A 20913-nucleotide genomic window follows, 5' to 3' on the forward strand; every position below is an offset into this window, starting at 1 on the left:
GCGGAAGCCGCCATGTACCATCGGCGCCATGGCAAAGACACCAGGCAAACGCGGCCAGAAGCGCGTCGACGGCACCTCCGCAACGCGCGGGGGCACACAGAAAAGCGGCACGCCGAAGGCCAAAGGCCGCGGCGCCGATGCACTTCCGGGCTGGATGCCGGACACGCTGCGCGACGCGCCGCGCGCCACGTCCGGCAAGTCACCCGGCAAGCCTCCGACGGGCCGCAAGCCGGGCGGCGCCGGCAAGCCGGGCGGGTTCCGCGATCCGCAGGCCGAGCGCGAGGCGGGCCGTTACGAGAATCCGATCGTCAGCCGCGAAGCCATCCTGCTGTGGCTGGGCGAGGCCGATGGCCCGCAGACGGCCGATGACCTCGCCACCCACTTCGCGCTGACCGAGCCGGAGCGCTTCGATGCGCTGGGCAAGCGCCTGGGCGCGATGGTGCGCGATGGCCAGCTGCTGCAGAACCGGCGCGGCGGCTTCGTGCCGGCGGCGCGCATGGACCTGATCCCCGGCACGGTGATCGCCAACCCCGAGGGCTTCGGCTTCCTGCGTCCCGACACCGGTGCCGGCGACGACCTGTTCCTGCCGCCGGGCGAGATGCGCAAGGTGATGCACGGTGACCGGGTGATGGCCAGTGTCACCGGCATGGATCGCCGGGGTCGCCGCGAAGGCGCGATCGTCGAGGTGCTGGAACGCAGGCTGACGCGCCTGATCGGCCGCTACATGGTGGAGTCGGGCATCAGCTACGTGGTGCCCGACGACCGCCGCATCCAGCGCAACGTGCAGGTGCCGCAGGATTCGCGCAATGGCGCCGAGCACAGCCAGCTGGTGGTATGCGAGATCGTCAACGCCGGCGATGCCAGGCGCCCGCCGATCGGCCGGGTGCTGGCGGTGCTGGGCGATGCGCTGACGCCATCGCTGGTGGTGGAGGCCGCCATCCACGGCCACGACCTGCCGCACGAGTTCCCGCAGGAGGTCATCGACCAGGCCACGGCGATCCCGCTGGAGGTCGACATTCCCACTGCCAACGCGCGCCGCGATCTTCGCCGGCTGCCGCTGGTGACCATCGATGGCGAGGACGCCAAGGACTTCGACGACGCGGTCTGGTGCGAACCCAACCGCGACGGCTTCCGCCTGGTGGTGGCGATCGCCGACGTCTCGCACTACGTGCAGCCGGGCACGCCGCTCGACAACGAGGCGCAGCTGCGCGCCACCAGCGTGTACTTCCCGGGGTTCGTGGTGCCGATGCTGCCGGAGACGCTGTCCAACGGCATCTGCTCGCTGCGTCCTGAAGTGGACCGCCTGTGCTTCGTCTGCGACATGCAGGTCGGCCGCGACGGCAGCGTGCACCAGTCCGAGTTCTACGAGGCGGTGATGCACTCGCATGCGCGCCTGACCTACACGCAGGTGTGGAACGCGGTCGGCGAGGAGGATCCGGATGCGCAGGCGCAGGTCGGTGCGCTGATGCCGCAGCTGCGCCACCTGCACCAGCTCTACAAGGTGCTGTCGAAGGCGCGCAACAAGCGCGGGGCGATCGAGTTCGAGACCTCGGAGGTGCGCTTCGTCCTCGACAACCGCGGTGAGGTGGTACAGGCCGGCATGCTGTTGCGCAACGACGCACACAAGCTGATCGAGGAATGCATGATCGCCGCGAACGTGGAGGCGGCGAAGGCGTTGCTGGCCTCCGAGGTGCCGGGCATGTACCGCATCCACGACAAGCCGCCGGAATCCAAGTACGCCGACCTGCTGGAGTTCCTGAAGGAGTTCCAGCTGCGCATGCCGCCGTGGGGCAAGGTGCAGCCGAAGGACTTCACCGCGCTCTTGACCAAGGTGCGCGAACGTCCGGATGCCGCGCTGCTGGAATCGGTGCTGCTGCGCAGCCAGAGCCTGGCGGTGTATTCGGCCGAAAACATCGGCCACTTCGGGCTGGCGCTGGAGGCGTACTCGCACTTCACCTCGCCGATCCGTCGCTACCCCGACCTGCTGGTGCACCGCGCGATCAAGCACGTGCTGTCGGGCAGGAAGCCGTCGTCGTTCCGCTATTCGACCAACGACATGGCCGCGCTGGCACTGCAGTGCTCCGAGCGCGGTCGGCGTGCCGACGAGGCCGAGCGCGAGGTGGACGAGCGCTACCGCGCGGCGTGGATGGAGCAGCACGTCGGCGGCGAGTTCTCCGGCGTGATCAGCGGCGTGACCAGCTTCGGCCTGTTCGTCGAGCTCGACCAGTCCAAGGTCAACGGGCTGATCCACGTCACCCAGCTGCCGCGCGACTTCTACCACTTCGATCCGCTGCGCAAGACGCTGGCCGGCGAGCGCACCGGGCGCGAGTTCCGCCTCGGCGACCGCCTCGACGTGCGCGTGCTCAAGGCCAGCCTCGAGGAACGCAAGATCGATTTCGGGCTGGTCGAGGAGGATCGCGGACCGAAGCCGCCGCCGCCGCGCGGCAAGCCGGCCAAGCGGGTCAAGAAGCCCTACGGGTGATCCCGGGCGGCGGCCCCTGCCGTCCGTCTACAATGGGCGCCCCCTCGAGTACCGCGGACCGCGATGAGCAAGCAGACCTCCTGGATCGCCGGCATCAACGCCGTTGCGGCGGCCGTCGAGCACGATGCCGGGAACGTCCGCGAGGTGCTGCTGGAGGCGGGCGCGAAGAACCCGCGCATCGCCGAGATCGAATCCGCGGCGCGGCGTCGCGACATCGACGTGCGCCGCGTCAACCAGCAGGCGCTCGACGGCGTGGCCGGCGGGCTGCGGCACCAGGGCGTGGCCGCGCGGTATATCGCGGCCAGAACCTGGGATGAGCATGACCTCGCCGCCATGGTGGAGGCTGCCGGTGGCAAGGCGCTGGTGCTGGTACTGGATGGCGTGCAGGACCCGCACAACCTCGGCGCCTGCCTGCGCAGTGCCGCGGCGGCCGGCGCCACCGCGGTGGTGATCCCGAAGGACAAGGCGGTGCAGGTCAACGCCACGGTGCGCAAGACCTCCGCCGGTGCCGCCGATACCGTGCCTGTGGTGCGTGCGACCAATCTCTCCCGCACCCTGCGCGAACTGCAGAAGCAGGGCGTGTGGATCCACGGCCTGGCCGGTGATGCCGAAACCTCGATGTACAGCCTGGACCTGCGCGGAAACGTGGCGCTGGTACTGGGCGGCGAGGCCGATGGCCTGCGCCGCCTCACCCGCGAACACTGCGACAGCCTGGCGCGCATCCCGATGCCGGGTGAATTCGAAAGCCTCAACGTGTCGGTGGCCACGGGCATCGCACTGTTCGAGGCCGTGCGCCAGCGCCTGACGGGCTGAATCCGTGGCCGTGGCACACGTGCCGCGGCCCGCAGTCCGGGGCCCTGGAGGCGGCGGGTGCGCGCGCGGCATGTTCGCGTACGGCATGGCCGCGTACGTGGCGGGCGCCCTGCGTCGCATCTGCGTTCTCGGCTGTCTGCTGCTGGGCATGGCCTGGCCGGCAGCGGCGTTTCCGGCAACCGCCGTCACCACGCAGGCCACCGCACTGCCGGCGGCGCCGCTGCGCGATTACCTGGTCGACCGCTGGACCACGCGCCACGGCCTGCCGCACAACTCGATCCGCGATATCGCGCAGACGCCCGATGGTTTCCTGTGGTTCGCCACCTGGGAAGGCCTGGTGCGCTACGACGGCCTCGAATTCACCGTCTTCGATCGCAGCACCAGCCAGCCGGCCCTGCCCGACAACGGCGTGGGCGCGCTGTATGTCGATGGCGACGGCGCACTGTGGAGCAGCGACTCGCGCGGCAACCTCGGCCGCCGCTCCCCGGACGGCCGCGACTGGACGTTCTGGTCCGGCGAGGGCCGTTGGCCGCAGGTACTGATCCACGCGATGGCCAAGGATGCCGACGGGCGCATGTGGCTGCTGTTCGAGGGGCACGGCCTCGGCTGCCTGCATCCCGATGGCCGCTTCGAATACTTCGACGCGCCCGGCGACGTGCCGCTGAGGCTGAGCTACCCGAAGCTTGCGATCGGCGATGACGAGCGGATCTGGATCGGCGGCATCGATGGCATCGTGGTGCGTGATCCCGATGGCACCTTCCGGCGCGCACCGGCATCGTTCGGTCTCGCGGCCGGCCTGGCCTGGCCGTACCGGGCGCCGGATGGCGCGATCTGGCTGGTCGCGGGCGAGGGCGTGCATCGTGTCGACGGCGCCAACGCGCCGCGGCTGCATCGCGTCGTCGGCCAGGGGCTGCTGACCGCGCTGCTGCAGGACCGCCGTGGCGACCTGTGGGTCGGCAGCGAGAACCGCGGGGTGCTGCGCATCGGCCCGCGTGGCGTCGAGCGGCCCTCGCCGGACGAGGAGCGGCCGCCGGGGCGCATCGTCAACCTGATCGAGGATGCCGAGGGCAGCGTGTGGGCCGGCGCCAATGGCGGCCTGTTCCGGCTGCGCGAAACGCTGTTCACCCGCTGGACCCGGCGCCACGGCCTCAGCGGCGACTACGTGCGCGCGGTGCTCGAGGACGATGCGGGAGTGCTGTGGATCGGCAGCGCCGGTGGGCTGGACCGGATGCCGCGCGGCGGTACACCGCGGCCGGTGCCGTTGCTCGACGGCATCCAGCCTTCGGTGCTGGGCCTGGCGCAGACCGGCAATGGCGATCTCTGGGTCGGCACCTATGGCGGGCGCGTGCTGCAGTTGCGCAACGGCCGCGTGCTGCACCGCTACGAAGGCCTGGCCGGGCATGTGCGCGCGCTGGCAGCCGCGGACGCGGCGTCGGTGTGGGCAGCCACCCATCGCGGGCCGGTGCGGCTGACGGGGGGGCGGGTGGAGCCACTCGCTGCCGATGGGCTCGCGGACGCGCTGGTCACCGCGCTGGCGGTGATCGACGGTGCGCTGTGGATCGGCTCGGTGGACGGCGCCCACGAGGTCCGGGATGGCCGGGTGCGGCGGATCGCCCTGGAGACGCTGTCCGGTGCGCGCTCGGTGTTCGGCTTCAGCGCCATCGGCAGCGATGTGTGGATCGCCACCGACCGCGGCCTCTATCGCGAACGCGCTGGCGCGCTGGCGCGGGTGGGGCTGGAGCACGGCCTGCCGGTCGACTCGGTGTTCCAATTGGTCGGCGATCGCCTCGGCAACGCGTGGATCAGCAGCAACCGCGGCATGTTGCGGATGCGCTTCGACGACCTGCATGCCGTCGCCGATGGCCGCCTGGCGCGGCTGCCGGTGGACCGCTACAGCGAGATCGACGGCATGTCGAACGCGCAGGGCAACGGCAGCTCCGGGCCGTCGGTGATCGTGCGCGCCGACGGCACGGTGTGGATGGTGACGGCCGGTGGCCTGAGCGTCGTCGATCCCCAGCGCTGGCATGGGCTGCGGCGACGCCCGCCGCCGGTGCCACGGATCGAATCGGTGCGGCTGGCCGGCGAGCCGGTGGCGTGGTCGGATGGCGTGCGCGTGCCGGGCCGTACCCGGATCTCGGTGTCCTACATCGGCCTGAGCTTCCTGATGCCCGAGCGGATCCGCTTCCGCACCCGCCTCGACGGCCTCGACGACGACTGGGTGGAGCACGGGCGCCAGCGCAGCGTCGACTACGTGGGCCTGCCGCCCGGCGCGTACACGCTGCGGGTCTCGGCCGCGCACGCCGAGGGCGACTGGAGCATGCGCGAGGCGCGATGGCAGTTCGTGGTCGAGCCGCTGTGGTGGCAGCGCCCCTGGGTGCGGCTGGCCGCTGTGCTCGCGATGGCCCTGCTGCTGCTGGCCGCCTACCGCATCCGCATGCGCCGCTACCGCTCCGCCAACGAACGCCTGTCGCGATTGGTGGATGAGCGCACCAGCGCGCTGCAGCAGCGCACGGAGCAGTTGCTGCGTGCCGACAGCGAGAAGTCGGAACTGCTGTCGCGACTGCGTTCGCAGGCCGAAGCGTTCGAGCGCCAGGCCTACGAGGACGCGCTGACGGGGCTGCCCAACCGGCGCAGTTTCGACGAGGCGCTGCAACGCGAGTTCGCCCGCGCGCGCCGCAAGCGGCAGCCGCTGTGCGTGCTCACGCTCGACGTCGACCATTTCAAGGCGATCAACGACGCCCATACCCATGCCGGTGGCGACGCGGTGCTGCGCGAGATGGGGGGGTTGCTGGTCGACACCCTGCGCGCCTCCGACATGGCCGCACGCATCGGCGGCGAGGAGTTCGCCGTGCTGCTGGTGGACGGCACCCTCGACGATGCCGCGGCCCTGCATGCGCGCCTGCGCGCGCGCCTGGCCGCGCGCAGCGACTGGGGCGGCCTCTCCGGGCTGCGGGTGACCGTCAGCGCCGGCGCGTCGATGCTGGAGCCGCGCGATGCGTCGCCGGCGGATGTCTATCGTCGGGCCGACGAGGCGCTGTACCGCGCCAAGAGCGCGGGCCGCGACCGCATCCACATGGCCTGAGTGGTCATCCCCGGGTCACGCGGCGCGGCGGCCGCTGGCTAGAATGCCGCCATCGAGGACGCGGGGACGACCCCGCCGCTCCAACCGCAACGGGGACGGCCCCGGCCTACCGGAGTGTTCCCATGCACTGGACCATCCTGTTTTTCGCCGGCCTGTTCGAGGTCGTGTGGGCGGTCGGGCTCAAGTACACCGAAGGCTTCACCCGCCTGTGGCCCACCGTCGGCACCCTCGCCGCGATGGCGATCAGCTTCGGCCTGCTGGCCCAGGCGATGAAGGCGCTGCCGCTGGGCACCGCCTACGCGGTCTGGGTCGGCATCGGTGCGGTCGGCACCGCACTGGTCGGCATCACGCTGCTGGGCGAGCCGGCGAATCCGGGCCGGCTGATCAGCATCGCGCTGATCGTGGCGGGGGTGATCGGGTTGAAGCTGGCGACCGCCTGACCGCCTGACCGCCTGACCGCCTGACCGCCGGTGCCGGTGCCGGCTGTGGCGTCGGCGGTCAGACCGGGACTGCGGGTGGCGCCGGGGGCGGCGGCGCCGGCCATGCGTTGACGATGGTGCAGAACAGCCGCGCGGTCTGCTCGGCGTCGTACACGGCCGAATGCGCATCGGCGGCATTCCACTCGAAGCCCGCCGCCTGCACCGCGCGCGCCAGCACGGTCTGGCCATAGGCCACGCCGGCCAGGGTCACGGTGTCGAACACGCTGAACGGGTGGAACGGGTTGCGCTTGTGGCCGCTGCGCGCCACCGCTGCGTTGAGGAAGTTGAGGTCGAAATGGGCGTTGTGGCCGACCAGGATGGCGCGCTGGCAACCATGCCGCTTCAGCGCGGTGCGCACCGGCGCGAACACGTGGCTGAGTGCATCGCGCTCGGGCTTGGCGAAACGGAACGGATGGTCGAGGTCGATGCCGGTCACCTCGAGCGACTTCGGGTCGATCTCGGTGCCTGCCGCCGGCACCAGGTGGGCGCTGGCGGTCTCGCCGAGCACCAGCCTGCCCTCGGCGTCGACATCCAGCGGCACCGCGGCGATCTCCAGCAGCGCGTGGCGGTTCCAGTCGAAACCGCCGGTTTCCACATCCACCACCACTGGCAGATAGCCGCGGAAGCGCTTGGCCAGCAGGCTCGGCGGCGCGGGGACGTCCTGCGTGGTGGAAGGCTCGTTCATGGGTTCGCCGCGCTCAGTCGGCGCGGCCGGAGAATTCGCCGGTGGTGGTGTTGACCAGCACGCGCTCTCCGTTGGCGATGTATTCCGGCACCTGGATTTCCAGACCGGTCGACAGCGTGGCCGGCTTCGGGCGCTTGGTGGCGGTGCCGCCCTTGAGTTCCGGCGGGGTGTCGACGATCTCCAGCGTCACCGTCTGCGGCAGCTGCAGCCCCACCGGCTGGTCGTCGATGACCTGCACGAAGCAGCCACCCAGGCCGTCGGTGATGTAGCCGGCGTCATCGCCGACCACGTCGGCATCGAGCTGGTACGGGGTGTAGTCCTCGTCATCGAGGAACACGAACGCGTCGCCATCCTTGTAGGAGAAGCTGGCCTGGCGGCGCAGCAGTTCGACCTCGGGCAGGCTGTCGTCGGCGTCGAAGCTCGCGTCGAGCTTGTTGCCACCCGGCACGCTGTACATGGTGAAGCGGAAGCGCACGTTGCCGCCGCGCCCCTGCGGGGAGCTGCGCTCGATGTCGCGGACCTGGTACACGCCACCGTTGTATTCGACGACGTTGCCCTTCTTGATGTCGCTGGCTTTCATGGATGTGTTCGGTCGATGTGGGTGGACCGCGGCACGCCTGCGCCGCGGCAGTGGTGTTACTTCGCGGGCGTCACTTCGGCGCCAGCCGCACCGCGCCGTCGAGGCGGATGGTCTCGCCGTTGATGTAGCGGTTGCCGAGCAGATAGGCGACGAGGTCGGCGAATTCCTCCGGTCGCCCCAGTCGCGACGGGAAGGGGATGGAGGCCGACAGCGAGGCCTGCACATCGTCGGGCATGCCGTCCACCATCGGGGTCCAGAAGATTCCCGGCGCGATGGTGTTGACGCGAATGCCGAAGCGCGAGAACTCGCGCGCCATCGGCAGGGTCATGCCGACCACGCCGGCCTTGGAGGCGGAGTAGGCCGCCTGGCCGATCTGGCCCTCATAGGCAGCGACGGATGCGGTGTTGACGATCGCGCCGCGCTCGCCATCGTCGCCGGCCTCGTTGTGCTGCATCACCGCGGCGGCGGCCTTGGCGACGTTGAAGCTGCCGACCAGGTTGACCATCACCGTCTTCGAGAAGTGCTCCAGCGCCATCGCCCCGTCGCGGCCGAGCACGCGCCCGGCGCCCAGGATGCCGGCGCAATTGATGCAGGCGTTGAGGCCGCCGAGGAACCCGCGGGCGGCGGCGACATTGGTGGCCACGCCGGTCTCGTCGGTGACATCGGTGCGGAAGTAGCGCGCGTTGTCGTCGCTCAGCGCGGCGACCGCTTCGGCGCCCTTGCCGTCGTTGACGTCGAACAGCGCGACCTTGCCGCCCCGGGCGACGAGATGCTCGGCGACGGCCAGGCCGAGCCCGGAAACGCCACCGGTGACGATGGCGCGGATGTCGGACAGCTGCATGGGAACTCCTGCGGCGAAAGGACGCGATTCTACCCGGCGGCTGGCAGCGACGTCCGCGGCAGCACCTCGAACGAGGCGCCGGCGGCCGCACCATCGGGGCCGAAGCGCCGTTCCGCGAACACCAGCGACTGCGCCTCGACCAGCACCACCGAGCTGCAGCGCGTGCCGTAGACCGGATCGCGGATGAAGGCCGGCGACAGCCGGCGCTCCAGCGCAAGCCCGACGCCGGTATCGGGCAGCCGCTCGTCCGGCGCCTGTGCGGTGTCGGCGAGTGCGTCGAACAGGGGCGCCAGCATCTGCGGAGTCACGACCGATCCATCGCGACCGGGCAGGGCGTCGAGCCACGCGGCAAGGGCGCCGGTCGCATGTGCGCTTTTTGGCCAGCTTGCGTCGAACGCGCCGTTGGACATCGCGTGCAGGCCCGGTGCCACCGGCATCGCAACCGGTTCCGGCACGTTGCTGGCGAAGGCCAGGGTCTCGCCATCCCAGACCAGCAGGTTGAAACGGCCGTATGCGCGGGCCTGTGGCTGCAGCGCTTCGGCAAACGCCATCGCACCGTCCCGGGCGCGCACGAAATCGCGCACCAGCCAGCCGCGCGAACGTCGCGCCTGCTCCGGTTCGAGCCCGCGCCGCACATTGGTGACGGCCGCCAGCCGGCCACGCGTCGACACCTGCAACCAGCTGCCACCGGCTTCCAGGTCGCGACCGCCGTAGACCTCACCGGCATCACCGGCATCCGGATCGAAACCGGCGGGCGCGGTGGCGCGCGCATGCGCCTCGTCGCGATTGGCGATGAGCACCAGTGGCCAGCGTGGGTGCAGGCGATAGGCGAGGGCGACCAGGCACATGGCCCCAGCCTAGCGGGTTGGCGCGGGTTGCAGCGTCGTCAGAGCGGGCACAGCGCCAGGCGCCCGGCATGCGGCGCGCATACGCGGTCACGGCAGGCGATGCCGGCCGGAGTGTTCGCACGCGGGCAGGCAGCAAGCGCCTGCTCCACCTGCTGGCGGGCTCGCGCCTCGCGCCGCGAGACCGGTTGCGCCTGCGGTCCACCCAGGCTTTCCAGGCGCGCCTGGGTCTGGCGGCTGCGCTCGTCGTCCGCGCGCAGCTGCGCCACCAGCGCGTCCATCGACTCGTGCTCCTCGCCAGGCGCGCTGCCGTCCTGGTGGATGATCCGCATCAGCGTCGACAGCAGCCCGCCGTCATCGGCCGCAGCCGCAGGTGCGGTCGCGGCCGCACGCCGGGCGGTCGTCGCGCGCGTCGGGACGCGTTCGGACCCTCCGACCCGTGCCGTCGGCGGCGCGGCCGGGGTGGCGGCTGCTCCGGCGGCCGCGGCAGCGACCGCGGTCGTCCCCGGAGCCGCCGACCCGGCCGAAAGACGCTGGAACGGATCGGCCGGGCGCTCGTCGACGATCACTGCGACATCGTGTGGTGGCTCGCCCGCGTCCGCGGCAGCCGGAATGTCTTGCAAGGCGGTCGCCGGATCATGGACAGTCTGCGCCGGATCCACGGCCACGCCCTGCCACAGGCGCGTTGCCGCAAGGAGCAGGAACACAAGGACCGTGAGTGCGATGACCCCCAGCAGCAGCCGCCTGCCGGCAAGCGTGCGTCCACGACCGCTGCGCGGCCTGCGCGTGCGCTCGGGCCTGCGTTGTTCCATGTCCGCAAGGATGCGGCCGCTGCCTGCGGCCACAGTGTGGCCGCTACCTGCGACCAGGCTGGGACGGGTCGATTCGCCAGTGTTCAAGGGCAATCCTGCGCTTGTCCGGCCGCGGCCGGGATCAGTCCGTTGCCGCATTCTATGCAGCCGGGATGGCGCGGCGTCAATGGCGTGCCATCCGTGTGGAGCGGCGGCATGACGGTTCTCGTCGTGTTGCTGGTGTTCTTCGTGCTGGCCTGCGTGTCGAGCTGGTTGCTGCTGTTCGACGGCGCGCGCGATGCGCTCTCGGGGTGGTGGGCGCGGATCCGGGCACGTTTCGCGCGAACCGGAACCAGGGTCTCGGGTGGTCTTGCGCGGAGCATCGGTGCCGGCGGGCGTGCCGCGGCCGGGGTTGGCTCGGGCGTACGCCAGGACCTGCGCAGGCATCGCTGGCTGGTGCTCGCTTCCGTCGTCCTGCTGGTACTGCCGCCGCTGCTCGTGCTCGGCCTGCGCCAGCGTGTGGTGCTGCCCGGTTTCCAGGGTGACGACCTGGGCGAGTCGCAGACAATGATCGCCGGCCTGCTGCGCGGCGAACGCCTGGTGCCGCCGCCCCCTCCGCCGCCGGCGGTGTTCACCACCCGGGAGATCCGCGAGGAGCGCCCGGAGATCGTGACCGCCGACCGTCGCTGGGACCACGTGGATGCCGACCTGCAGCAGCGGGTGCTGGCGATCTACCGGGTGATGCAGACGCAACACGGCATCCGGATGGTGCTGGTGGAAGGCTACCGCTCGCCCGAACGCCAGGCCGAACTCGCACGCGAAGGGCGCGCGACGCTGGCGGGTGCGTGGTCGAGCTGTCACCAGTACGGTCTCGCCCTCGACAGCGCACCGATGCGCGACGGCAAGCTGCAGTGGGACATGGGCGATGCCTGGACCCGGCGCGCGTACTTCCTCTACGGCGAACTCGCCGAGCAGGCCGGGCTCACCTGGGGCGGGCGCTGGACGCGGCTCAAGGACTACGTGCATGTCGAGTCCACGCGCAGCTGCCGTGAGGCGCGTGCGGCACGCCGCGCGGCGAGCGACTGAGCGCATACGCAGGGATGCCAAGCGGCGTCGACACCTGCTATCGTCGCGGCCGGACCGGCTGCGGTCCGCAGGAGCGGTAACGACAGGGAGAGCACGCGATGTCGCGTCCAATCATCGTCATCGGCGACCGGATCGACCACGGGGGAAGCGTGGTCTCCGGCACCCCGACATCGGATATCGCCGGCACGCCGATCGCGCGCGTCGGTGACAGCGTCGTCTGCCAGCGCCACGGCCCCACCACCATCGCGTCGGGTGATCCCACGCTCATCGTCGACGGCCAGCCCGTCGCCCGGCACGGCGACAGGACCGCGTGCGGGGGCACGCTGCTGTCGTCGCAATCCACCACGTTCGTGGACTGAGGCGGGCGCATGGGGCAGGACGCCCGCAGGGGAATGCACGGCGACGGGGGCGCATCGGCATGATGCGGGCGTTGCTCGTGGCCGTCGTGGTGTTCGCCGTCGTGTGGCTGTGCGCGATCGGCATCTGGCGTGGTACCGGCGCCACCCCGGGGGGCATGCAGATGGCGCTGGTGCTGGGCGGGTTGCCGCTGCTGCTGCTGGGTGGCGTGCATGTGGCGCGCAAGGCACGACGCAAGCGTGCCGACGCGGCAACCGACATACCGGCGACCGCCGCCGCTGACGCTGACAGGCGCGACGCGATCACCCCTCCGTCGATGGCCGTGCGCGCCAGTGCTGTGTGGCTGCCTGTCGCCGACACGCCAGCGGATGCGCTGGCCGCGCTGGTGCAGCCGCGGCGCCCCGGCCTGCATCCGACCCTGCGCGATCGCGACGGGCTGCCGGTGTTTGCCGCGTTCGTTGCCCATCTCGACACCCTGATGGCCGAAGAGCTGCTGCGGCGGCACGCGCCCGGGGTGCGGGCCGGTGAGGAGGCGCTGCGCGCACTGGCGCTGCTCGAGCCGGTGGCCGAGGCCCTGTACCTCGAGACCGCGGCCCTGCTGCCGCGCGTGGTGGAGGCCGACGGGCAGGTGGTTGCCGGCATGCACCACCGCGAAACGGCTGCGATGCGCGAACGTATCGACGTCCACCTGCTGCTGCCGGCGGCCTGGCCGGCGGCACTGCGCGAAGCATGTGCCGCCGCGATGCAGGAACACGCGATCGATTGCGGGCTGCCGGCCGCGCAACTGCAGGTGCAGGCCATGGCGGTCGTCGATTCCCGCGAAGCGTGGGCGCGGATGCGGCCGCTGCTGGAACCGGCGGATGTCCCGGATGGCCCCGATCGAGCGACGCGCTGGCATCTGCTGCTGGCGGCGGATTCGCAGGTCGGCGCGCAGGCGGTCCGCCGCCTGGAGTCCGCAGGCCTGCTGATGGGTGCGCGCCACCAGGACGGCCTGGTGCCGGGGGAGGGTGCAGCTGGCGTGCTGCTGCAGCGCGCGGCCGGGTCCCACGGCGCCATGGCGTTCGTGCACACGCAGGTGGACGGCGAAACCTCGCTGGCGTCGCTGCGTGCCGGCGCGCGCGCCACCGCCGACCTGCTGGAACGCGCGATGCGCGAGGCGGGCATCGAGCCCGCATCGGTCGGATTGGTGCTCAGCGACGCCGACCAGCGCACCGCGCCCGCGGTGGAGACCGCCGCCGCGGTGTCGCTGGTCTGCCCGGATCTCGATACCGCCCACCAGTGCCCGGCGCTGGGCATCGCCAACGGTGCGCTCGGCATCGTGGCACCGGTCGCATTGCTGGCGCTGGCGGCTGCCCGGGTGCAGGACTCCGCACAACCGCTGCTGGCGCTGTCACTGCTCGACGAGCGCCGGCGCCTCGCCCTCGCCATCGTGCCGGTTGACGACGATGGCTCCAGCTCCCGCGCCGACGCCGATGCGCCGGCCACTGTCGCCTGACGGATTTCCCGATGTTCAGCAGACTGCGTTACTACCTCACCGACTACCGCGTGCTCGCCGCGATCGGCATCGTCTCCGCGGCGGCGATCGCCATGTTCGGCGCCGACGGGCTGCGCCGGATCGGGCTGTGGCTGCTCGCACTGCTTGTCCTGTTGCTGCTGGTCGCCGCGGCGGTGTGGCTGGTACGCCGGCTGCGTGCGCGACGTGCGGCGCAGGGCATCGACCGGATGGTGGCGGAGGACGCCGATCGCGCGGTCGCACACGCACGCCCCGCGGCGAAGGCCGATACCGAAGCGCTGCGCACGCGGATGATGGAAGCGGTGGCGGCGATCAAGTCCTCGCGCATCGGCGTGCTCAAGGGCAAGGCCGCGCTGTACGAGCTGCCCTGGTACGTGATCATCGGCAACCCGGCCGCGGGCAAGAGTTCGGCGATCCTCAATTCCGGGCTGAAATTCCCGTTCGGCGACAGCCGCGGCAATGTCATCCAGGGCATCGGCGGCACCCGCAACTGCGACTGGTACTTCACCACCGAGGGCATCGTGCTCGACACCGCCGGCCGCTACTCGGTCAGCGTCGAGGACCGCCTGGAGTGGCTGACCTTCCTCGACCTGCTGAAGAAGAACCGCCCGCGCGCGCCGCTCAACGGCATCCTCATCGCCGCCAGCATCGCCGAGATCTCCGGCAGCAAGCCGGAATTCGCCATCGAGCTCGCCAAGAGCCTGCGGCAGCGCGTGCAGGAGATCACCGAGCGGCTGGAGGTGTTCGCGCCGGTCTATGTGGTGTTCACCAAGGCCGACCTGATCGCCGGCTTCACCGAGTTCTTCCGCGGGCTCGACCCCGCCGAGCGCGAGAACGTGTGGGGCGCAACGCTGCCGTTCGAGCCGGAGGCGGCGACCGATGCGCTCGGCGCGTTCGATGCGCATTTCGACGAACTCGCCGACGGCCTCAAGGAAATGAGCCTCAGCCAGATGGCGATGCAGCGCGGCGGCCAGGTGTCGCCGGGTCTGCTGACGCTGCCGCTGGAGTTCGCAGCCATCAAGCCGGCGCTGCGCACCTTCATCGCCACCCTGTTCGAGGACAATCCCTACCAGTTCAAGCCGGTGTTCCGCGGCTTCTACTTCACCAGCGCGCTGCAGGAAGGCCATTCGGTGCACTACGCGTCCGAACGGGTCTCGCGCGAGTTCGCGCTGCAGCCGGCGCGCGATGCCGCGGTCGAGTCTTCGACCACCGGGCATACCGCGCATTTCCTGAAGGACCTGTTCCGCAAGGTCATCTTCGCCGACCGCGGCCTTGTGCAGCAGTACTCGAGCCCGCGCCGCACCCGCCTGCGCTATGCGGTGTTCCTCGGATCGGTGGCGGCACTGGCGCTGGCACTGGGTGGCTGGGCCTGGTCGTACACGACGCATCGCCAGCTGGTGGAGAACGCCTCGCGCGATCTGGAGCAGGCGGTTCGCGCGCAGGAAGGCCGCGTGGACCTGCAGTCGCGGCTGCAGGCGCTGTCGTTGCTGCAGGACCGTCTCGAACAGCTGGCGCGGCACCGGCAGTCGCGTGGCATCGCCTCGGTGATCGGCATGGACCAGAGCGAGCGCATCGAACGCAAGCTCCGCGACGAGTACTTCCACGGCATGCGCCAGGTGATGCTTGCGCCCACCAGCGCACGGCTGGAGAGCTTCCTGGCCGACGTCGCCGCCGGTGGTGGCCTGCAGGAGCCCGCCACGCCCGGCGACCAGGCACAGGCGCAGGAGGCCACGCTGTACCAGGAAGCTTCGCCGGACGACGCCAACGACGCCTACAACGCGCTCAAGACCTACCTGATGCTCGGCAACCGTGGGCGCGTGGAGCAGGCGCACCTCGCCCACCAGCTGACGCGCTTCTGGCGTGGCTGGCTGGAGGCCAACCGCGGGCAGATGTCGCGCGAGGAGATGGCACGCAGTGCCGAGAAGCTGCTCGGTTTCTACGTCGCGCAGGCGGATGACCCGGCGTGGCCGCAGCTGGACACCAGGGTCGCGCTGGTGGCCGACAGCCGCGAGGCGCTGCGCCAGGTGATGAAGGGCCAGCCGGCCATCGAGCGGGTGTTCGCACAGATCAAGGCGCGTGCGGCCACGCGCTTCCCGACCATTACCGTGGCCTCGCTGGTCGGCGAGGAGCGTAATGGCGAGGCGATCGCCGGCAGCTATGCGATCTCCGGCGCGTTCTCGCGCAAGGCCTGGGAGGACTATGTGCGCGCCGCGTTTGACGAGGCGGCCGGCAGCGAGCTCAGCACCACCGACTGGGTGCTCGATACCACCGAACAGAGCGACCTGTCGCTGGCGGGCAGCCCGGAGCACATCTCGCGCCAGCTGGCGGCGCTCTACAAGCAGGAATACGCGCAGGAATGGCAGAAATTCCTGCAGGGCGTGAGCGTCAACCGCTTCGAGGATTTCGACGCCGCGGTTGCGCGCATGAACAGCCTCGGCGACCCGCAGAACTCACCGCTCCGGGCGCTGCTGGAGGCGATCAACGAACAGACCGTCTGGGACAATCCGGCGGCACTGCGTGCTGCGCAGGGCCCCGGGCGCAGCGGCTTCGTGGCGTGGTTCCAGCGCGTGGTCCTGCGGCGCGCGCCGTCGTCCCTGCCGATGGAGCTCGATCCCGGGACCGGCCAGGCCGTGCAGGCGGCAATGGGACCGGTCGGCAAGACCTTCGAGGGCTTCGCGCGGCTGCTGGGCACCGGCGATGGTCCGGCGCTGATCGACAGCTATTTCCAGACCCTGGGCAAGCTGCGCAGCCGGCTCAACGCGATCCGTACCGAAGGCGAGCCGGGCCCGGGCGCCCGCCGGCTGATGCAGGACACGCTGGGTAACGACGGCTCCGAACTCAACGCGGCGCTCGCGCTGGTCGACGAGCAGATGCTCAATGGCCTCGACGAGACCCAGCGCAACGCGCTGCGGCCGCTGCTGCTGCGCCCGCTGACCGAGACCTTTGCCGCGCTGGTGGCGCCGACCGAGGCCGAGATCAACCGGGTGTGGGCGGCGCAGGTGTACCAGCCGTTCCGCGACGGCATCGGCCGGCAGTTCCCGTTCGACCAGGGGGCGGATGTCGATGCCGCGCCGGGCGATGTCGCGGCGATCTTCGGCAGCAGCGGTGCGGTTGCCGGCTTCAACAGGGACGCGCTGGGGGCGCTGGTGATCCAGCGCGGCAACCTGCTCGAACCGCGGCGCTGGGCGGGCATGGGTATCACCCTGTCTCCGGAACTGGTCAGCGGCTATGGCGACTGGGTCAGCGGCAGTGCCGCCGGCGCGGGTGGCCAGGACACCACGATCTTCCAGATCCAGCCGGCGCCGGCGATCGGCGCGGTCGAATACACGCTGGAGATCGACGGCCAGGCGATGCGCTATCGCAATACGCCGCCGACCTGGACGACCTTCCAGTGGCCCAATCCGGGGCAGGTGCCGGGCGCGCAGCTGTCGGTGGTCACCAGCGACGGCCGCACCGTGCGCGTGGTGGATGCACCGGGCAGCAATGGTTTCGTCCGGCTGATGGAAGCCGCGCGTGTGGAGAGCCGACCCGACAGCAGCTCGGTGACCTGGAGCGCGGAAGGAATCTCGATCACCGTGGACATGCGCATCACCCGCCGCGCCGGTGCCGCCAGCGGCAGTGGCGAGTGGCAGCGCGGCCTGCAACTGCCGTCCACGGTGGCCGGCGAGCCGGACCCGACGGCCACCGCCGCTACCGATGTGGACGCATCCATGGAGGAAGGCGCATGAGCCAGACAGCGACGGCCGCGGTCAGTTACTTCGGCAAGATCCCGGCACGCGGGGATTTCGTGCGCACCGCCGACGACCACCAGCTGATGGCACTGCTCGACCGCTGGGCGGGCGGCAGCATCGAACTGCTGGCGCGCAACCCGGACTGGAAGCGGCTCTACGACGCCACCCCCGGCGTGGCGTATGCGTTCCTCGGCTCGCGCAGCCGGCTGGTGGTGTGCGGGCACCTGCGCCCGAGCCACGACGCCTCGTCGCGGCGTTTCCCGCTGCTGTCGGCGATCCGCCTCGAGGTCGGCCAGCCGCTCGCATTCCTTGCCCGCAGCCCGCTGGCGCTGTCACGGGTGTGGACCGGGCTGTCGCGCCTGTCGGCGAACGCGGTGAGCGCGGACGCGCCCGAGGAACCGCTGCGTACGCTTGGGGAGGCGCGCTACGAGCTTGCGGTCGATCCGCTGGCCTACCAGGCCCCGTTCGACGACTTCCTCGACATGGAGACGATCGGCTCGCTGCAGGCGCGCCTGCGCGACGCCGGCCATGCCGAGGTCTCGCTGCGCCACATGCTGCCGGCGCTCGGCCTGCTGTTGCAGCCGCTGCTGACCGGTGGCGGCATCAGCATCGACAAGGGCCTCGAGCTGCCGCTGCCCACCGACAGCCTGCACCGTCCGCTGGTGGCGGCGTTCTGGCTGGACCTGGTCTCGGGCTTCATCGCCCGCGGCGATTTCGAACTCGCGGTGCTGGTGCGCGACGAGGCCGTGCCGCGGCTGGTGGTCGGCTTCAATGGCGCGCAGGACCAGGTGCTGGGAGCGGTGCTGGACCCCACCGTGGCGGCGGACTACCTGATCCGCGGCAGCCAGGCGGGCTGGGTCGAGGACTACCTGCCCGGCGACTACGCGCTCAACCGGCTCGCCAGCTATCTCGACCGCGACGACCTGTCGCTGAAGACCGCACGCAAGCTGTTTGGCGAAACCTTTCTGGGGACCTGAGATGCGAACGATCCTCCACACGATGCTGGCGTGCGTACTGCTGGCCGGTACCGCCTCCGCGCAGGACACCTCGAAGCCGGTCATCGCCGAGGGCATCGTGCCCGACCAGGCCAGCAAGGCGCTGATCCTGGCGCGGTTGCACGAGGTCTACGGCGCCGAACGGGTGGTCGACCGCCTGCAGGTCGAATCCATCCCCACGCCGCCGAACTGGGGCGAGTACGTCGCCAACATGGTTGGGCCGGGCCTGCGCCGGGTGTCGGACGGCGCGCTCGAGGTCAACGGCCAGGCGGTGCGCATCACCGGCCAGGTAGTGAACGAGGCGCAGCGGCAGCAGGTCGCCAGCGAACTCAGCCTCGCCAGCAGCAGCCGCTACACGGTCACCAACAGCCTGCGCACCGGGGGGTCCGGACAGAACCTGCTTGACGCGACGCTGGGCGATCGCATCGTCGAGTTCGAAAGCGGCAGCGCGCAGCTCACCGATGTCGGCCGCGGCATCCTCGACGAGATGGCCTCGGGCCTGCGCGAGATCGGCGATGCGCGGGTGCAGATCGTCGGCCATACCGACGACGTCGGCGCGCGCCAGGGCAATATCGCGCTGAGCCAGGCACGCGCCCTGGCGGTGCGTGACTATCTGGTGGGGCAGGGGATCCCCGTCGACAACCTCAGCGTGCTGGGCCGCGGGCCGGACGAGCCGATCGCCGACAACGCGACCGATGAGGGCCGCGCGCGCAACCGCCGCATCCAGTTCAAGGTGCTGTAGCGCTCAGCCGTAGGGGTCCTGAGAGGGATCCTCGACGTCGAGCATCTCCTGCATCTGCGCGAGCGTGGCATCGTCCTTGATCACGCGCTTGAGCCACACATGCAGCGGCATTTCGCCCCAGCGCGCGGCCTTGTCGGCGAGATAGGCCACCGGGCTGTGCGGCTCGGTGCGACGGAAGAACTCCGCGACCTGGCGCAGCTGGGCAAGCGCCTGCCGGCGCGATGCAAGTGGCCCCGCAGCCGCCGGCATGCTGCCCGCCGCCGGTGCGCCCTGCGTCGACTCTGCATCGGTGCCCATCGGCACCTCTGTGGCGTGGGCGTCACCGCCGTCATCGGTCAGCACACCGGCTTCGCGGGCAAAGCGGCCGAGCATCCGCCGCAGGGTGTCGACCTGGTCGTTGACGGCGGCGAAACTCGGGCCGTCCACGCCCAGCCGTGCGTCCACCGCCAGCTGCAGTTCGCGCAGCGCTTCGACGCAATCGTCGGCATCCTCGAGCAGCTGCCGGTAGAACCCATGCGGGGTGTCGCGCCGCGCGGCCTCGAGCAGTTCCAGGCCGGGCCGGCCATCGCCGGGGTCCTGGTCGCCACGCGCATGCGCGGCCTCGAATGCGCCCAGTCCGAACCGCCCCTGCGGCGCCTGCACGATCGGCAGCGTGCGCAGCCACTGCAGGGAATTGCCGAGCAGCCAGCCGAGGTTGCCGATACGTTCCTCGTGGTCGTCGCCTTCCGGCAGCGGGTGCAGGTCGTCCCAGTAGCGGTCGCAAAGGCCGGCGACCAGCCGGTAGCCCTGCGCAAGCCCGGCCAGGCCGTGCAGCTGGCCATTCGCCTCCACCAGCCATGCGGCGATGCGCAGGTCCTTGGTGCGGGTGCGCAACAGGTCGCTGCAGGTGCGCGCGACCACCGGCCAGTCGGCGCTCTTGATGTCGGTGACCCAGTCGCCCTGTTCGAGGGTCGGGTCGTCGGCGCGGCGCGCTTCCTGGATCAGGTCGAGTTCGGAAGAGAACGCGAGGTCTTCGCCGGCGGGGTAGGTGGCGTCGATCGGCGCCAGCAGGTCGTCCAGGTCCAGCATGTCGGGAGTCCGTTCCGGGTAGCCTCGCAAGTCCAGCCCTGCACCGATCCATCGGACAGGAACCAGGCCAGCCTGGTCGGCCGGGTGGTGGTGCCGGAGGCGGGACTCGAACCCGCACGCTTTCAAGGGCGGCGGATTTTGAGTCCGCTGCGTCTACCGATTCCGCCACTCCGGCGCGGAGCGCGAGTATACCGCCAGCCGCCCGCGCTGCGAGGCACTCAGGCGGCGGGATCCACCGCGAGCGGGCTGTCGGTGCGCCGGTGCCACTCGCCGTCTTCGGGCACGAAGCGCGCGCAGCGTTCCATCGGGCCCTTGTAGATGTGCACCGACACCGCGACGCGGTCGCTGCTGGCGTTGGCGATGGTGTGGTACTCGTGCGGCGGGATCAGGCTCCCGGCGCTGCCGGGGCCCGCCTGCATGCCGCCGGCGGCGCGGAAGCGGAAACGCTCACCGTCCTGTTCCAGCAGCTCGTACTGGGTGATCTCCAGCACCCCGTGCCAGACACCCTCCACGCACCACAGGCCGCAATGGTCGTGCAGCGGCGTCGCCTGGCCGGGGCCCCAGGTCATCGCGACGATGCTGTAGCCGTGCTCCGGGCTGCGATAGAGCTCGCGGCGGGCGTAGTGGTCGGCGACCGGCTCGTGCACGCAGGCCGGTAATTCGACCTCCGGATCGCCGATCACGTTGCACAGCACGGTGCGCAGTGCGGCGGTCACCGCGTGCTCGTCACCGCTGGCCACTGCGGTGTCGATGGCGCGCACCAGCTTGTCGCGACCGGTGAAGCGGATGTCGGGCAGGGCGGTCTCGGTCATGCAGGCCATTC

General features: G+C 70.9%; 17 protein-coding genes and 1 tRNA gene. 10 read left to right on the forward strand and 8 right to left on the reverse strand.

The window, feature by feature from the left end:
- Window positions 1-154 precede the first annotated feature (154 nt).
- The 4 genes from rnr (at window position 155) to sugE (ending at window position 6817) form a co-directional block, all read left to right on the forward strand.
- Window positions 155-2482: a ribonuclease R gene (rnr, locus tag ERL55_RS05885; protein ID WP_241685879.1), complete on the forward strand. Its 2328-nt coding sequence runs from the start codon at window positions 155-157 to the stop codon at window positions 2480-2482.
- A 63-nt stretch (window positions 2483-2545) separates the two neighbouring features.
- Window positions 2546-3295: a 23S rRNA (guanosine(2251)-2'-O)-methyltransferase RlmB gene (gene rlmB, locus ERL55_RS05890; protein ID WP_129135601.1), complete on the forward strand. Its 750-nt coding sequence runs from the start codon at window positions 2546-2548 to the stop codon at window positions 3293-3295.
- Between the two features lie 70 nt (window positions 3296-3365).
- Window positions 3366-6377, forward strand: a complete 3012-nt coding sequence (locus tag ERL55_RS05895) for a ligand-binding sensor domain-containing diguanylate cyclase (RefSeq protein WP_241685853.1) — start codon at window positions 3366-3368, stop codon at window positions 6375-6377.
- 122 nt (window positions 6378-6499) lie between these two features.
- Entirely contained in the window at window positions 6500-6817 is a 318-nt protein-coding gene (sugE, locus tag ERL55_RS05900) for a quaternary ammonium compound efflux SMR transporter SugE (RefSeq protein ID WP_129135602.1), read from the forward strand.
- A gap of 58 nt (window positions 6818-6875) precedes the next feature.
- Here the strand turns inward: sugE and rnt are convergent, their stop codons facing one another.
- The 5 genes from rnt to ERL55_RS05925 form a co-directional block, all read right to left on the reverse strand.
- Window positions 6876-7541: a ribonuclease T gene (rnt, locus tag ERL55_RS05905; RefSeq protein ID WP_129135603.1), complete on the reverse strand. Its 666-nt coding sequence runs from the start codon at window positions 7539-7541 to the stop codon at window positions 6876-6878.
- Between the two features lie 13 nt (window positions 7542-7554).
- Entirely contained in the window at window positions 7555-8121 is a 567-nt protein-coding gene (gene yeiP, locus ERL55_RS05910) for an elongation factor P-like protein YeiP (RefSeq protein WP_129135604.1), read from the reverse strand.
- Window positions 8122-8191: 70 nt separating this feature from the next.
- The gene (locus tag ERL55_RS05915) at window positions 8192-8962 is read right to left on the reverse strand and encodes an SDR family oxidoreductase (RefSeq protein ID WP_129135605.1); all 771 of its coding nucleotides are present in this window, start codon (window positions 8960-8962) and stop codon (window positions 8192-8194) included.
- A gap of 29 nt (window positions 8963-8991) precedes the next feature.
- Window positions 8992-9810 carry an NRDE family protein gene (locus ERL55_RS05920; RefSeq protein ID WP_129135606.1) on the reverse strand — a complete coding sequence of 273 codons (819 nt, stop codon included), beginning with the start codon at window positions 9808-9810 and terminating at the stop codon, window positions 8992-8994.
- 38 nt (window positions 9811-9848) lie between these two features.
- Entirely contained in the window at window positions 9849-10706 is an 858-nt protein-coding gene (locus ERL55_RS05925; protein ID WP_129135607.1) for a hypothetical protein, read from the reverse strand.
- A gap of 108 nt (window positions 10707-10814) precedes the next feature.
- Here ERL55_RS05925 and ERL55_RS05930 point away from each other — a divergent pair, with 108 nt between their 5' ends.
- The 6 genes from ERL55_RS05930 to ERL55_RS05955 all read left to right on the forward strand — a co-directional run bounded on the left by ERL55_RS05930 (window position 10815) and on the right by ERL55_RS05955 (window position 19022).
- Window positions 10815-11684: a M15 family metallopeptidase gene (locus ERL55_RS05930; RefSeq protein WP_129135608.1), complete on the forward strand. Its 870-nt coding sequence runs from the start codon at window positions 10815-10817 to the stop codon at window positions 11682-11684.
- Window positions 11685-11782: 98 nt separating this feature from the next.
- Window positions 11783-12043, forward strand: coding sequence for a PAAR domain-containing protein (locus ERL55_RS05935; protein WP_129135609.1), 261 nt, complete (start codon window positions 11783-11785; stop codon window positions 12041-12043).
- 71 nt (window positions 12044-12114) lie between these two features.
- Entirely contained in the window at window positions 12115-13536 is a 1422-nt protein-coding gene (locus tag ERL55_RS05940; protein ID WP_129135610.1) for a hypothetical protein, read from the forward strand.
- Window positions 13537-13547: 11 nt separating this feature from the next.
- Window positions 13548-17282 carry a type VI secretion system membrane subunit TssM gene (tssM, locus tag ERL55_RS05945; RefSeq protein ID WP_129135611.1) on the forward strand — a complete coding sequence of 1245 codons (3735 nt, stop codon included), beginning with the start codon at window positions 13548-13550 and terminating at the stop codon, window positions 17280-17282.
- On the forward strand, window positions 17279-18262 hold the full coding sequence (tagF, locus tag ERL55_RS05950; RefSeq protein WP_129135612.1) for a type VI secretion system-associated protein TagF: 984 nt from the start codon (window positions 17279-17281) through the stop codon (window positions 18260-18262). The genes tssM and tagF overlap by 4 nt, the downstream gene beginning before the upstream one ends.
- Before the next feature lie 22 nt (window positions 18263-18284).
- Window positions 18285-19022, forward strand: coding sequence for an OmpA family protein (locus ERL55_RS05955; RefSeq protein WP_129137230.1), 738 nt, complete (start codon window positions 18285-18287; stop codon window positions 19020-19022).
- Between the two features lie 3 nt (window positions 19023-19025).
- On the opposite strand, the gene tssA is transcribed toward ERL55_RS05955, so the two are convergent.
- The 3 genes from tssA to ERL55_RS05970 all read right to left on the reverse strand — a co-directional run bounded on the left by tssA (window position 19026) and on the right by ERL55_RS05970 (window position 20902).
- The gene (tssA, locus tag ERL55_RS05960; RefSeq protein ID WP_129135613.1) at window positions 19026-20090 is read right to left on the reverse strand and encodes a type VI secretion system protein TssA; all 1065 of its coding nucleotides are present in this window, start codon (window positions 20088-20090) and stop codon (window positions 19026-19028) included.
- 88 nt (window positions 20091-20178) lie between these two features.
- Window positions 20179-20265: transfer RNA gene (locus ERL55_RS05965), tRNA-Leu, on the reverse strand.
- A gap of 43 nt (window positions 20266-20308) precedes the next feature.
- On the reverse strand, window positions 20309-20902 hold the full coding sequence (locus ERL55_RS05970) for a cysteine dioxygenase family protein (RefSeq protein WP_129135614.1): 594 nt from the start codon (window positions 20900-20902) through the stop codon (window positions 20309-20311).
- Window positions 20903-20913: the final 11 nt, after the last annotated feature.

The sequence above is a fragment of the Luteimonas sp. YGD11-2 genome (genome assembly GCF_004118975.1).
GTDB lineage: Bacteria > Pseudomonadota > Gammaproteobacteria > Xanthomonadales > Xanthomonadaceae > Luteimonas > Luteimonas muca.